This window comes from Pseudomonas sp. GCEP-101 (assembly GCF_025133575.1).
In the GTDB taxonomy this organism is placed as follows: domain Bacteria; phylum Pseudomonadota; class Gammaproteobacteria; order Pseudomonadales; family Pseudomonadaceae; genus Pseudomonas; species Pseudomonas nitroreducens_B.
Window position 1 is genome coordinate 2,021,560 of sequence record NZ_CP104011.1, and the last position, 13,886, is coordinate 2,035,445.

Sequence of the window (13,886 nt, forward strand, 5' to 3'; positions counted from 1 at the left end):
ACGGGGTCGTTGAGGGTATCGGCGGCGGTGCGGAAAACTGTTGTCGCGTTGGTCAGGTTTTTGCGCGCGGCGAGGACGCGTCACATGAGCCTTCGCTGCACGTTCCATGAGTGGAGAGGGCCTCCCATTCCACGCCGTCGCGGGTCTGCCGGGCGGGGGCGTCCTGGTGGTAGCGGGCGATGACCTGGGCGGCGACCGAAACGGCCACTTCCAGCGGGCGTTTACCCGGGACCTCGGACAGGCCAATGGGGCAGTGCATCTGCGCGATCACGTCCTGTGGATAACCCTGCTGCTCCAGGCGCATCTGGAAGCGCCGGGCCTTGGTGCGCGAACCGATCATGCCGAGGAAGCCGGCGTCGCCGCGCTTGAGCACCGCCTCGGCGATGGCGTAGTCCAGCGGGTGGTTGTGGGTCATGATCAGGAAGTAGCTGCCCGGCGGCGCCTCGTGCACGGCGTCTTCCGGCTCCTCCAGCAGGCGCGTGCGCACGCCCTCGGGGACCGCCCGGGGAAACTCCGCGGCGCGGCTGTCCACCCATTCCAGGCGCAGTGGCAAGCCCGCCAGCAGTGGCGCAAGGGCGCGGCCGACGTGGCCGGCGCCGAACAGCAGTACCTGCGGACCGCGCGCGGCGAAGCACTCGAACAGCAGGCTGGCGCGCCCGCCGCAGCACTGGCCGAGCCGCGCGCCGAGGGGGAAGTGCTCGAGCGCCTGTTGATCCTTGCCGGCCAGCAGCAGCTGGCGGGCGTGCTCGATGGCGGCGAATTCCAGGTGGCCACCGCCGATGGTGTCGAAGGTTTCCCCGGCGGTCACCAGCATCTTGCTGCCGGACTCACGGGGCGTGGAGCCCTGCACACCGATCACGGTGATCAGCACGTAGGGCTCGGCGCTGTCGCGCAGGCGGGCGATGGCGTGCATCCAGGTGCGGGTCATGGTTGGGGTTCCTGGGTCGAGTCGGGAGTGGGTGGGTTTTCCCTCACCCCAACCCTCGGCTTTGGCATCCTGCGTCGCTCTACCTCCTGCATCCATGCAGTCGTCTCCCGGAGGGAGAGGGGGCTGTCCGCTGCGGTGGTAGCGATCAGTGCGTCGTGTGACCCCACAACTGCCGGCTGAGTCTGCTGGTTCACCTCACGCCGATCAGTCCCCTCTCCCGCTTGCGGGAGAGGGCCAGGGTGAGGGCGCTCTTGCTCCGAACGGCGCATCGCCTCACAAGCCCAGAGTACCCGTTCCGGCGTCGCCGGCGTATCCAGGTCCGGGCTCAGCCGGTAGTCGGCGAGGCTGGCGATGGCGTCGCGCAGCGCCGACCACACCGAGATCGCCAGCATGAACGGCGGCTCGCCCACCGCCTTGGACAGGTACACGCTGTCTTCCTCGTTGGGGCGGTCGAACAGCGCCACGCGGAAGTCGGCTGGTGCGTCGCTCACCGCCGGGATCTTGTAGGTCGCCGGCCCCACGGTGAGCAGCTTGCCGGCGTCGTCCCAGCGCAGCTCCTCGGTGGTCAGCCAGCCCATGCCCTGGACGAAGCCACCCTCGATCTGGCCGATGTCGATGGCCGGGTTCACGCTGCGGCCGACGTCGTGGAGGATGTCCACCCGCGGCACGCGGTACTCGCCGGTCAGCGTGTCGACCTCCACCTCGGACACCGCGGCGCCGTAGGCGAAGTAGAAGAACGGATGCCCCTGGCCCTTCTCGCGGTCGTAGAAGATCTTCGGCGTGCGGTAGAAGCCGGTGGCGGAGAGCTGGATGCGCGCGAAATAGGCGGCCTGGACGGCCTCGGCGAAGCCCAGGTGCTGCGTCCCCACCGTCACCCCGCCGCGCTCGAAACGCACCTCCTGGGGCCTCACGCCGTCGCGTTCGGCGAGGAACTCGATCAGGCGTTTCTTCAGCGTGCGCGCCGCATCGCGGGCGGCCATGCCGTTCAGGTCGGTGCCGCTGGAGGCGGCGGTGGGCGAGGTGTTGGGCACCTTGTCGGTGCGCGTGGCGGTGAGGTGCACCTGTTCCAGCGGTACCTGGAATTCCTCGGCGACGATCTGCGCGACCTTGGTATTCAGGCCCTGGCCCATCTCGGTGCCGCCATGGTTGAGCTGGATGCTGCCGTCGGTGTAGAGGTGCACCAGCGCGCCGGCCTGGTTGAGGTGCTGCGCGGTGAAGGAAATGCCGAACTTCACCGGCGTCAGCGCCAAGCCTTTCTTCAGCACCGGGCTGTGCGCGTTGAACGCACGGATCGCGCAGCGGCGCGCGGCATAGTCGCTGCTCTGCTCCAGCCGCGCGATCAGCTCGCCCAGCAGGTTGTGCTCGACCCTCTGGTGATACGGCGTCAGGTCCCGGCCCTGGCCTGCGTAGAGGTTCAGCTTGCGGACCTCGAGCGGGTCCTTGCCCACCGCGCGGGCGATGTCGTCCATGGCGCGTTCGATGATCATCATCCCTTGCGGGCCGCCGAAGCCGCGGAAGGCGGTGTGGGAGACGATGTTGGTGAAGCTGCGGTAGCCGGCGATGGCCACGTCCGGGATGAAATAGGCGTTGTCGGCGTGGAACATCGCACGGTCGACGATGGCGTCGGAGAGGTCCGGGGAATGGCCGCAATCGCCCACGACTTCGAGCTGCGCAGCGAGCAGCCGGCCCTCGGCGTCGAAGCCGATGCGGTAGCGGTTGTGGAAGGGGTGGCGCTTGCCGGTCAGGCGCATGTCGTCGGCACGCGGCAGGCGAAGTTTCACCGCGCGGCCGGTCTGGCGCGCGAGCAGGGCGGCAAGGCAGGCGAAGGGCGCGGCCTGGGTTTCCTTGCCGCCGAAGCCGCCACCCATGCGGCGTACTTCCACCGTGACCTTGGCCAGTGGAATCGCCAGTACCTCGGCCACCAGTTTCTGCACTTCGCTGGGGTGCTGGCTGGAAGTGTGCACCAGCATGCCGCCATCGTCGGTCGGCAGCGCCAGCGAGGCCTGGCCTTCGAGGTAGAAGTGCTCCTGGCCGCCGATGAACTGGCGGGCCTCCAGGACCTGCGGAGCCTGCGCCAATGCCGCGTCTGCGTCGCCCCGGCGCATGTGGTGCGGCGGGCGCACGAAGCGCTCCTCGGCCTTGGCCTGCAGCGGGTCGATCAGCGGGTCTTGCTTCGCGTACTCGACCTTCGCCAGGCGCACCGCGCGGCGCGCCTGGACGAGGGTTTCGGCGGCGACCGCGAACAGCGCCTGGCCGTGGTATTTCACCCGGTCGCCGGCCAGCAGTGGATCACCTGGAAACACCGGGCCGATGTCCGTGTGGCCGGGCACGTCGCCCAGGGTCAGCACCGCCACCACGCCCGGCGCGCTGCGCACGGCGTCGAGGTCGAGGCAGAGCACCTCGCCGCAGGCGATTTCGGTGAGGCCGACGGCGGCATGCAGCAGTTCGCGCGGGGCCTTCAGGTCGTCCACATAGTGCGCGGCGCCGCTCACATGCAGCGCGGCGCTGTCGTGCTCGCGGGGCTTGCCGGCGCTGTGCACGGCGACCGCGACGCCGTTGCCGGCCAACGGTGGCAGGCTACGCATGGCGCACCTCCGCAGGGCATTCGAACCCTTCCAGTAGTGCGCGCTGCAACAGGTTCTGCGCCACCTTCAGGCGATAGGCGGCGCTGGCGCGCAGGTCGTCGATGGGCTGGAAGTCCAGCGCTATCGCGGCTTGCGCCGCCGCCACGGCAGCGGCGTCGAAGGGCCGGCCGCGCAGGGCCGCTTCGGTGTTCGCACCCCGTAGCGGGGTGGCCGCCATGCCGCCACAGGCCAGGCGTGCGTCCGCGACGATGCCTGCCTCGTCGAGGTCCAGGCGCAAGGCCAGGCAGACGGCGGAAATATCGTCGTCACGGCGCTTGGACACCTTGTCGACGCGAAAGCGCTGGTGGCTGCGCAAGCGCGGAATCCGCAGCGCTTCGATGTACTCGCCCGGTGGCAGGATGGTCTGCCGGTAGCCGGTGAAGAAGCCGTCGATGGCGACCTCGCGCACCGCACCTGCCCTGCGCAGGCGTAGTTGGGCGTCCAGTGCCAGCAGCACCGGCGGCATGTCGCCGATGGGCGAGGCATTGGCGATGTTGCCGCCCAGGCTGCCGCGCTGGCGGATCTGCAGCGAGCCGAGCCGCTCGAGCAGGGCGCCGACACCGGGGAATTCCTCCAGCGCCGCCAGGCAGTCGGCATAGGTCCGCGCGGCGCCGATCAGCAGATGGTCGTCGTGGACCTCCAGGCGTTGCAGGTCGCTCACTCGGTCAAGGTGGATGAGCGCCGGGAAGGCCTTGAGGTTCTGCGTGGCTTCCAGCGCCAGGTCGGTGCCACCGGCGATCAGCCGGGCGGCCGGGTGCTCGTGCAGCAGGGCGTCCAGCTCCTCCAGCGAGGCGGGCAGCCAGGCCTGGGCGTCGCCGGCCTGCAATGCGCCGGCCGTGGCGATCTGCCGAAGACGGGCGACGGTCAGGGCGGTGTCCTGGGTGAAGCGGTCATGGCAGGGCTGCCCGGCGATCTGCGTGGCAGCGTCGAGGATCGGCCGGTAGCCGGTGCAGCGGCACAGGTTGCCGGAGAGGGCGCTCAGCGCCGTCTCCCGGTCGTGCGGTGGCGGCGCGTGGTGCCAGGCAAACAGCGACATGACGATGCCCGGCGTGCAGAAACCGCACTGCGACCCATGGCAGTCCACCATCGCCTGTTGCACCGGGTGCAGCGCGCCCGGTTTGCCCAGGTGCTCCACGGTCAGCACCTGGCGGCCGTGCACCGTGCCCAGCAGCGTGATGCAGGCGTTCACCGCGCGATAGCGCAGCGCCTCGCCCTCGGGCTCGACGAGTACCACGGTGCAGGCACCGCAGTCGCCGGAGGCGCAGCCCTCCTTGGTGCCGGTGCGCGCGCGGTGGATGCGCAGGTAGTCGAGCAGGCTGGTCTCGGGGGCGAATCCATCGGCCTGGACCGCTTCGTCGCCGAGCAGAAACTCAATCATCGGGAGTCCTCGTCGTCATGCGGGCGGCCGCGCCGCCTCGCAAAGGCTGTCCGTGGAGGCCGAGCGCTGCGTGGCGAAGGCTCTCAGGCACAAGCATAGGCTCGTGGACCGGCTTGACCAGCAGGGCAGGGAAACCGCGGGGGGACACGCGTCCCGGCGCTGGCTGGGGCGCCGTACGTCGCGACCGGCGTTGTCCTCATCGCCATTTCGGGCGAAGGTGGTCAGGTTGGCATGCACCGCCTACACCGGGGGACGGGGCGAGAGCCCCGCGCCAGAGGCCTTGCGGCCGAGATCCAGTCGTCGGATGCGGCGTCTCGCTTGATAGGAAACTTCTTCCTTTTATAGATATCTCGATAGAGATACTCAATATCCGTGATGCCCTAAATCAATGGGCATTCCTTGTCATCAGGCGATAATCTTCCCCCTGTCGAATTTCAACCGATCGACCACTCGATTAAACGACAAACTCTCATTGAGGAATTGCCTAATGTCCCTGATCAACACCGCCGTTCAGCCGTTCAAGGTCAACGCTTTCCATAACGGCAAGTTCATCGAAGTCACTGAAGAATCCCTCAAGGGCAAGTGGTCCGTTCTGATCTTCATGCCGGCAGCCTTCACCTTCAACTGCCCGACCGAGATCGAAGACGCCGCCAACAACTACGCCGAGTTCCAGAAGGCCGGTACCGAGGTCTACATCGTGACCACCGATACCCACTTCTCCCACAAGGTGTGGCACGAAACCTCCCCGGCCGTTGGCAAAGCCCAGTTCCCGCTGATCGGCGACCCGACCCACCAGCTGACCAACGCCTTCGGCGTGCACATCCCGGAAGAAGGCCTGGCCCTGCGCGGCACCTTCGTGATCAACCCGGAAGGCATCATCAAGACCGTCGAAATCCACTCCAACGAGATCGCGCGTGACGTCGGCGAAACCCTGCGCAAGCTGAAAGCTGCCCAGTACACCGCCGCTCACCCGGGCGAAGTCTGCCCGGCCAAGTGGAAAGAAGGCGAGAAGACCCTGGCTCCGTCCCTGGACCTGGTCGGCAAGATCTAAAACGGCTGGGAAGCTGTTGCGCAGCGCTTGCTGCCCTTCCTTCAGACCCGGCAGCTTCCCCTACCGTTTCGCAGTACCCCGAGGATGCCTATCGGCATCCTCTCTACCTAAGCCAAAAGCGTGCGTAGGGTGGGCTGAAAAGCCCGCCGGGGAACCCCTTTGCTCAAATTCCGAGGATTTGAATCATGTTGGACGCCACTCTTAAAACCCAGTTGAAGGCCTACCTGGAAAAGGTCCAGCAGCCGTTCGAGATCGTCGCGTCCCTCGATGACAGCGACAAATCCCGCGAGATGAGCGAGCTGCTGCACGAAATCGTCGGCCTGACCGACAAGATCACCCTGCGTGAAGATGGCAGCGATGCGCGCAAGCCGTCCTTCTCGCTGAACCGCCCGGGGGCGAACATCGGCCTGGCGTTTGCCGGCATCCCCATGGGCCACGAATTCACCTCCCTGGTGCTGGCGCTGCTGCAGGTCGGCGGCCACCCGTCCAAGCTCGACGCTGACGTCATCGAGCAGATCAAGGGCATCCAGGGCTCGTTCGAGTTCGAAACCTATTTCTCGCTGTCCTGCCAGAACTGCCCGGACGTGGTCCAGGCGCTGAACCTGATGGCCGTGCTCAATCCGAACATCCGCCACGTCGCCATCGACGGCGCGCTGTTCCAGGAAGAAGTCGAGCGTCGCCAGGTGATGGCGGTGCCGAGCATCTACCTCAACGGTGAAGTGTTCGGCCAGGGCCGCATGGGCGTGGAGGAAATCCTCGCCAAGATCGACACCGGCGCCGCTGCCCGCGAAGCCGAGAAGCTGTCGGCCAAGGAAGAGTTCGACGTACTGGTCGTCGGCGGTGGCCCGGCGGGTGCTGCTGCGGCCATCTACGCCGCTCGCAAGGGCATCCGTACCGGTGTGGCGGCCGAGCGCTTCGGCGGCCAGGTGCTGGACACCATGGCCATCGAGAACTTCATCTCGGTCACCGAGACCGAAGGCCCGAAACTGGCTCGCCAGCTGGAAGAGCACGTCAAGCACTACGACGTCGACATCATGAACCTGCAGCGCGCCAGCGCCCTGATTCCGGCGAAGACCGCCGGCGGCCTGCACGAAGTGCAGTTCGAGGGCGGCGGCAGCCTGAAGGCCAAGTCCGTGATCCTGGCGACCGGCGCCCGCTGGCGCGAAATGGGCGTCCCGGGCGAGAAGGAATACAAGGCCAAGGGCGTGTGCTTCTGCCCGCACTGCGACGGCCCGCTGTTCAAGGGCAAGCGCGTGGCGGTGATCGGCGGCGGCAACTCCGGCGTCGAGGCGGCCATCGACTTGGCCGGTATCGTCAGCCATGTGACCCTGCTGGAGTTCGACAGCAAGCTGCGCGCCGACGCGGTGCTGCAACGCAAGCTGTTCAGCCTGCCGAACGTGGAAGTCATCACCAGCGCGCTGACCAGCGAAGTGAAAGGCGATGGCCAGAAGGTCACCGGCCTGGCCTACAAGGACCGCAACTCGGAAGAGTTCAAGTCCATCGACCTGGAAGGCATCTTCGTGCAGATCGGCCTGCTGCCCAACAGCGAATGGCTCAAGGGCACCATCGAGCTGACCTCGCGCGGCGAGATCATCGTCGACGCTCGCGGTGAAACCTCGCTGCCGGGCATCTTCGCCGCCGGTGACGTGACCACCGTGCCGTACAAGCAGATCGTGATCGCGGTCGGCGAAGGCGCCAAGGCGTCGCTCTCCGCCTTCGACCACCTGATCCGCTCCTCCGCGCCGGCCTGATCGCTTCGCGCTAGAAACAGAAACGCCCGGTTCACGCGAGTGAACCGGGCGTTTTCTTTTGGGGCAAAAGTGTTCGCGAGCAAGCTCGCTCCTACGAAGAGCCGGCGCTCGCAGTCCCTGTAGGAGCGGGCCATGCCCGCGACCGCGCGCAGGTTGAATCCGCTGCCGGGTCAGAGAATCGGCGACACCAGCCGCGCCACCCGCATCCCCAGCTGCTGCAACCGGTGCACACGCTTGCGGTCGTCCAGGGTCATCTCCACCGACTGGGCGAAGTCCTCTTCCAGCATGGCTTCCACGTCGCGGGCGAAGCCTTCGTCGACGGTGATCACCATGATCTCGAAGTTCAGGCGGAACGAGCGATTGTCCAGGTTGGCGCTGCCCACGGCGGCGCTGTCGTGGTCGATCAGCACCACCTTCTGGTGCAGGAACCCCGGCTGGTAGCGGAACACCCGCACGCCGGCGCGTACGGCCTCCAGCGCATAGAGGCTGGAGGCGGCGTAGACCGTCTTGTGGTCCGGCCGCGAGGGCAGCAGGATGCGCACGTCCACGCCACGCAGCACCGCCAGGCGCAGGGCGGCGGCGACGGCTTCGTCCGGGACGAAATACGGCGTGGTGATCCACACCCGCTCCACCGCCGCGTTGATCGACTCGACGAAGAACAGTGAGCAGGTTTCCTGGGTGTCCGCCGGGCCGCTGGCGACCACCTGGCAGAGCATGCCGGCGTCGTCGTAGCCATCGGGCAGGATCAGCGTCGGCAGCGTGTGGGTGGCCCAGAACCAGTCCTCGGCGAAGCACTCCTGCAGGCACGCCACGGCCGGGCCGTGCAATTCGATGTGGGTGTCGCGCCAGGGGGCCAGCGGTGGCTTCTCGCCCAGGTACTCGACACCGACGTTGTGCCCGCCGACGAAGCCCCGCACGCCGTCGACCACCACGATCTTGCGGTGGTTGCGGAAGTTCACCTGGAAGCGGTTGATCATCCCGCTGCCGGTGCTGAACGCATGCACCTGCACGCCGCCCTGGCGCAGGCGCTCGACATAGCGGCGGGGCAAGGCGTGGCTGCCGATGCCGTCGTACAGCAGGAACACGTCCACGCCGTTGGCCGCGCGCTCCAGCAGCAGCTGCGCAAGACGCTGGCCGAGGGCGTCGTCACGGACGATGAAGAACTGCACCAGGATCACTTTGCGCGCGCGGGAGATCGCCTCGAACATCGCCTCGAAGGAGGCCTTGCCGTTCACCAGCAGGCGCACGTTGTTATTGGCCAGGGTCGGCATGCGCGCCAGCCCGACCATGGCCTTGAGCGACTTGTAGGCGTGGTACTGGCGCGCGGCGAGCGCCTCTTCCACCCAGGGGCGCCAGTCCAGTTCGGCGGCGGCCAGGTGCATTTCCTCGTTGGCCTGGCGCCGCGCGCCGATGTAGGCGTCGAAACGGCTGCGGCCGAAGACGAGGTAGGGCAGCAGGGTCAGCAGCGGCATGAACACCAGGGAGGTGGCCCAGGCGATGGCGCCTTGCGCGGTGCGCACGCTGAGGACGGCGTGCACCGCGGCGACGATGCCCAGGAGCTGGATGACCACCAGGAAGTGGGCGATGTAGGTGCTGTACTGCATGGGCGCGCGATCGGGTCCTTGTGGTCGGCGGATGCTCTGAGCCTAGTTGGCTCCCGGCGGTTGCGGCCAGCGGCTGATGGGGCCGCGCCAGTGCTCGTAGGTCTTGCCCAGGCGCAGTACCTCGATGTCGGCGAAGCGCGGGCCGACGATCTGCAGACCGATGGGCATGCCGGCGCTGGTGAAGCCGCAGTTGATCGAGAGTGCCGGTTGCTCGGACATGTTCCACGGCACGGTAAAGCCGATGTGCTCGAAGGGCTGCGCCGGGTCGTTGGTCGGCGAGGCCCACTCGGCGGGGAAGGCGGCGACCTGGTTGGTCGGCGAGAGCAGGAAGTCGATCTCGTGGAACTGCTCGGCCGCCCGCCGGCGCATGTCGAAGGTGCGGTTGTAGCCGCGCACCGCATCGGCACCGCTGACCGAGGCACCGCCCTCGGCCCACTGGTAGATGTAGGGCAGCACCTTGGCCTGGCGCTCGCGCGGCAGGTGTTCCAGCTCGGCCCACAGGCGCGCCCGCCAGAACTTGTCGAGGCCGTCGAGCAGCTCGCGGTCGAGGATAGGCCGGACGTCGACGATCTCCGCGCCGGCCTGGGCGAAGCGCCGGGCAGCGGCCACGACGGCGGCGCGGACCTCCGCTTCCGGCTGCAGGCCGCAACCGGGGTCGAGTTGCAGGCCGATGCGCAGGCCCTGCACGTCCAGCGGCTCGATATGCCAGTCCAGGTTCGCCGGTGGCAGGGCGGTGGCGTCGCGCCAGTCCGGGCGGGCGAGGTGCTTCATCATCAGCGCCGCGTCGTCCAGGGTGCGGGTCATGGGGCCGGCGCAGCGGCCGGTGTAGTAAGGGTCGATGGGGATGCGCCCGAAGCTCGGCTTGAAGCCGACCAGGCCGCACCAGCCCGCCGGCAGGCGCACCGAGCCACCGATGTCGGTGCCGATGTGCAGCGGCCCGTAGCCAGCCGCGGCGGCCGAGGCAGCGCCGGCGCTGGAGCCGCCCGGGTTCATGCGCAGGTCCCAGGGGTTGCGCGCCAGTTCGTGGAAGCTGGAAAGCCCGGAGGAGAGCATGCCGAAGTCCGGCACGGTGGTCTTGCCCAGCAGGATCGCCCCGGCTTCGAACATTCGCGCCGCGGGCGGAGCGTCACCCGTGGATGGTTGCAGCAGGGTGGCGGCGCTGCCCTGGGGGATCGGGTCGCCGCGGGTAGCGATCAGTTCCTTGATGGTGACCGGCACGCCATCCAGTTCGCCGCACGGCGCACAGCGGATCCAGCGCGCCTCGGAGCGCCGCGCCTGCTCCATGGCCCGCTGCGGATCGAAGGCGAAGAGCGCGCAAAGCTGCGGCTCCCAGCGGTCGATGTGAGCGACCAGGTGCTCCAGGTACTCGACGGGGGATAGCTGGTGCGAGCGGTACAGGGCCAGCAGTTCGACGGCGGACAGGTCGTGCAACGGTGGCATGGCGGTCTCCGGCGTGGGGCTATGCCACACCCTAGCCGAATCCGCGCCAGGAGGGGATAGGCGCGGTGGTCACACCGCGCGATCGAGGCTGGCCTCAGGCGCGCTGGCGCGATTGCTGGTCGATCAGGTACTGCAGGCGATACAGATGACGGTAGCCCGATTCCCAGGCGCCGTGGCCGGATTTCACGTTGATGTGCCCGGCGGAGGGCAGGATCACCGTTTCGGCACCCCAGGCGCGGCCGAGCACCAGCGCGCGCTGCGGGCTGCAGGCGGCGTCGTTGTCCGAGCCCACCAGCACGGCGGGGAAGGGCAGCGTCTGGGCGGCGATGGGGGCGAAGTTGCGTAGCGCCTCGTGGCAGGTTTCCCGCTCTACGTCGGCCGGCGCCACCAGCAGGGCGCCGGCGACCTGGGCGAGGGCGCGGCGGTCCGCGCGGGCGGCCCAGGAGGCGACGGTCACACAGCCCAGGCTATGGGCGATCAGCATCACACTGCCGGGCTCGCGGCGGATCTCGCGGTCCAGTTCGGCGACCCAGTCGTTGTGCTGCGGGGTGATCCAGTCCTGCTGCTGCACCCGCCCGGCGTTCGGCAGGGCGCGTTGCCAGTGGCTCTGCCAGTGGGCGTCGTCGGAGCCGTGCCAGCCCGGCACGATCAGATAGCGGATGCGTTCGTTGCGCATGGAGCGGCCCTCTCGAATCGTCATGGAAGACATTCTAGGGAGGGTTTTAATATACGTTAAGGAATAAGAAATTCTTTGCTTATGCGATATTTAGACTAAGCAAACGGCTATAAGGGGCTATTCCTGTGCCCGGCGCAGCGGGCAGCAGCGCGCCAGGATGCCCTCCAGGTTGAGGTCGGGCATGGCGTAGTCGCGCAGGGCCTTGGCGGTCTGCTCGACGTAGTCGCGGGTGGTGCCGAAGTGCCCCTGGGCGCTGTCGAGCACGTGCTGGACGATGCTGTCGGGCAGGGAGCCGGCGTAGCTGGGCAGGTGGCGTTCGAGGACAAAGCCCAGGGCGCGCACGCGGGTGCCGTCGTCGAGGCGGCAATTCAGCCATTCCGGGCGGTAGGAGGCGTAGGGCATCTCCCGTTCCCAGAGGGCATAGAGGTTGGCGTCGAGGTTGTCCTCGGGCAGGCGGAAGGCGAAGCCCGCGCAGGAGCCGCCGCGGTCGAGCCCGAGCACCAGGCCTGGCGCTTCCGGAGTGCCACGGTGGGTCAGGGACCACAGGTAGAGCCCGCGGTGGTAGCCGTGCACCCGCGCGCGGCGCGCCTCGGCCACCGGGAATTCCGGGCGCCAGATCAGCGAGCCGTAGGCGAACAGCCACACCGGGCCGGCGCCGTGTTCGCTCATGGTGATGTCGAGCGAGGCGCGCAGCTGTGCGGGTGTGAAACGTTCCGGCACCCCCAGTGTCGGCGGATAGAACGGGCCTTGCGAAGTGGGAGACGATGTCACGCGATACCCCTCAGGTCTCCAGACTGTCATCAACTTAGTGGAACTGCGGCGGCCACGGAAGGGCCTGAAAGGCATAGGTTTATTGCCAGAGCGGGGAGGGCGACGAACGGCGGGTGATTTGCCAGGCGCAGCGGCCGCTGGCGCTCTCGTAGGCGCATAACGCGCCAGCGTTATCCGCCGCGGGGCATGCGGCGGATAACCCGTTCCGGGTTATGCGCCCTACGGTTCTGCGCTGCGATTCGCCCTCTCCCTGAAGGGAGAGGGAGGGCCGTCGTACATGGCTTCATGTAGGAGCGGACTCCGTCCGCGATCAATTGCCGGCGGCTCGGAGCCGGCCGGTTGCACATCACGGACGGAGTCCGCTCCTACGCGATCCACAGCCGTGGCGCGGAATCGGCGAATAAAAAAAGGCCGCTCACCCCTGCCTGAGTATTGGGAGAGCGGCCTTGAAGCTCGGTATGTGGTGGAGGTCCTGTTCTACACCCGCTCTGTGTCAGGTGTCTTACAGGGGCCTCAGCGCGCGGTGATCACCGCCAGCTTGGTAATGCCCGCCTTCTCGATGTAGGCCATGGCCTTGGCCACCTGGCCGTAGTTCACCCCGTCGTCGGCCTGCAGCTGCACGCGCAGCTGGGCGTCCTTGGCCTTGGCCGCCTCCAGGTTGCCCTGCAGCAGCTCGGGCTGGATCTCGTCCTTGTTGATGAACCACTTGCCGGCGCCGTCGATGCTCACCACCAGCGGGTCCTTCTGCTCCGGCGGCGCGACTGCCTCGGTCTTGGGCAGGTTGATCGGGATGGCGTTGGTCAGCAGCGGCGCGGTGACGATGAACACCACCAGCAGCACCAGCATCACGTCCACCAGCGGGGTGACGTTGATCTCGGAGAGAACCTCGTCGCTGTCCTGGGTCGAGAAGGCCATGTCAGCTCGCCTCCTTCACGCTGGCGCCGGTAGCCGGTTTGCGGGCGGCGGTGGGCAGGGTGACGACGCGGAAGGCGCTCTTCTGCGCGAGGCTGTAGAAGTCGTGGGCGAAGTCGTCGAGGTCGGCCGCGGTGAGCTTCAGGCGGCGGAGGAAGTAGTTGTAGACCAGCACCGCCGGGACGGCGACGGCGATACCCACGCCGGTGGCGATCAGCGCGCTGCCGATGGGACCGGCGACGGTTTCCAGGCTCGCCGAGCCGGCGGCGCTGATGCCCTTGAGCGCTTCCATGATGCCCCACACGGTGCCGAACAGGCCGATGAAGGGCGAGGTGGAGCCGATCGAGGCGAGCACTGCCAGGCCCGATTCCAGGGAACGACGCTCACGCTGGATCTGCTGGCGCAGGGCACGTTCGAGGCGGTCCTGGTGATTGATCGATTGGGCGAGGTCCGGCTGGCCGTTGTCCTGCACCTGGATGGCGGCGAAGCCAGCCTGGGCCACGCGGGCACCGGCGCCGGGCTTGCCGGCGGCCTGGTCACCGGCCGATTCGAGGCTGGTGGCGCTCCAGAACTGCTTCTGGAACCGCTTGTCCTGGGATTTCTGGCGGGTGAACTGAACGCCTTTCACCAGGGCCAGGGCCCAGGTGACGACGGAGAAGCCGACCAGCAGCCAGATGACTGCGCCTTCGACGGATTCCAGGGGGTTAAGGGGCAGACTCATGGGTGTTCTCCTTCCGCGATTCTCGTGCGG

General features: G+C 67.7%; 11 protein-coding genes. 2 read left to right on the top strand and 9 right to left on the bottom strand.

Translation table 11 applies throughout. The annotated features are described in order from the left end of the window. Window positions 1-52: 52 nt before the first annotated feature. From xdhC to xdhA, 3 genes are read right to left on the bottom strand one after another with little or no spacing between them, the layout of a single operon-like run. Window positions 53-928 carry a xanthine dehydrogenase accessory protein XdhC gene (xdhC, locus tag N0B71_RS09125; protein ID WP_259758447.1) on the bottom strand — a complete coding sequence of 292 codons (876 nt, stop codon included), beginning with the start codon at window positions 926-928 and terminating at the stop codon, window positions 53-55. After that, entirely contained in the window at window positions 925-3,513 is a 2,589-nt protein-coding gene (gene xdhB / locus N0B71_RS09130; protein ID WP_259758448.1) for a xanthine dehydrogenase molybdopterin binding subunit, read from the bottom strand. Before xdhB ends, xdhC begins: the two co-directional genes overlap by 4 nt. Further along, window positions 3,506-4,930 carry a xanthine dehydrogenase small subunit gene (gene xdhA, locus N0B71_RS09135; RefSeq protein ID WP_259758449.1) on the bottom strand — a complete coding sequence of 475 codons (1,425 nt, stop codon included), beginning with the start codon at window positions 4,928-4,930 and terminating at the stop codon, window positions 3,506-3,508. The genes xdhB and xdhA overlap by 8 nt, the downstream gene beginning before the upstream one ends. 487 nt (window positions 4,931-5,417) lie before the next feature. On the opposite strand from xdhA, the gene ahpC reads away from it, so the two are divergent. Next, complete coding sequence (gene ahpC / locus N0B71_RS09140) at window positions 5,418-5,981, top strand: alkyl hydroperoxide reductase subunit C (protein WP_111260455.1); 564 nt, start codon at window positions 5,418-5,420, stop codon at window positions 5,979-5,981. 185 nt (window positions 5,982-6,166) lie between these two features. After that, on the top strand, window positions 6,167-7,732 hold the full coding sequence (ahpF, locus tag N0B71_RS09145; RefSeq protein ID WP_259758451.1) for an alkyl hydroperoxide reductase subunit F: 1,566 nt from the start codon (window positions 6,167-6,169) through the stop codon (window positions 7,730-7,732). Window positions 7,733-7,902: 170 nt separating this feature from the next. Here ahpF and cls read toward each other — a convergent pair whose 3' ends face one another. From cls to N0B71_RS09175, 6 genes are all read right to left on the bottom strand, one after another. Further along, window positions 7,903-9,336, bottom strand: coding sequence for a cardiolipin synthase (cls, locus tag N0B71_RS09150; protein ID WP_259758452.1), 1,434 nt, complete (start codon window positions 9,334-9,336; stop codon window positions 7,903-7,905). Between the two features lie 42 nt (window positions 9,337-9,378). Beyond that, window positions 9,379-10,776, bottom strand: a complete 1,398-nt coding sequence (locus tag N0B71_RS09155) for an amidase (RefSeq protein WP_259758453.1) — start codon at window positions 10,774-10,776, stop codon at window positions 9,379-9,381. 94 nt (window positions 10,777-10,870) lie between these two features. Further along, the gene (locus N0B71_RS09160) at window positions 10,871-11,452 is read right to left on the bottom strand and encodes an alpha/beta hydrolase (RefSeq protein ID WP_259759514.1); all 582 of its coding nucleotides are present in this window, start codon (window positions 11,450-11,452) and stop codon (window positions 10,871-10,873) included. 117 nt (window positions 11,453-11,569) lie between these two features. After that, window positions 11,570-12,223 carry a gamma-glutamylcyclotransferase gene (locus N0B71_RS09165; protein ID WP_259758455.1) on the bottom strand — a complete coding sequence of 218 codons (654 nt, stop codon included), beginning with the start codon at window positions 12,221-12,223 and terminating at the stop codon, window positions 11,570-11,572. Between the two features lie 513 nt (window positions 12,224-12,736). Then, the gene (locus N0B71_RS09170) at window positions 12,737-13,138 is read right to left on the bottom strand and encodes an ExbD/TolR family protein (RefSeq protein ID WP_259758456.1); all 402 of its coding nucleotides are present in this window, start codon (window positions 13,136-13,138) and stop codon (window positions 12,737-12,739) included. Window position 13,139: 1 nt separating this feature from the next. Continuing rightward, the gene (locus N0B71_RS09175) at window positions 13,140-13,856 is read right to left on the bottom strand and encodes a MotA/TolQ/ExbB proton channel family protein (RefSeq protein WP_259758457.1); all 717 of its coding nucleotides are present in this window, start codon (window positions 13,854-13,856) and stop codon (window positions 13,140-13,142) included. Window positions 13,857-13,886 lie beyond the last annotated feature (30 nt).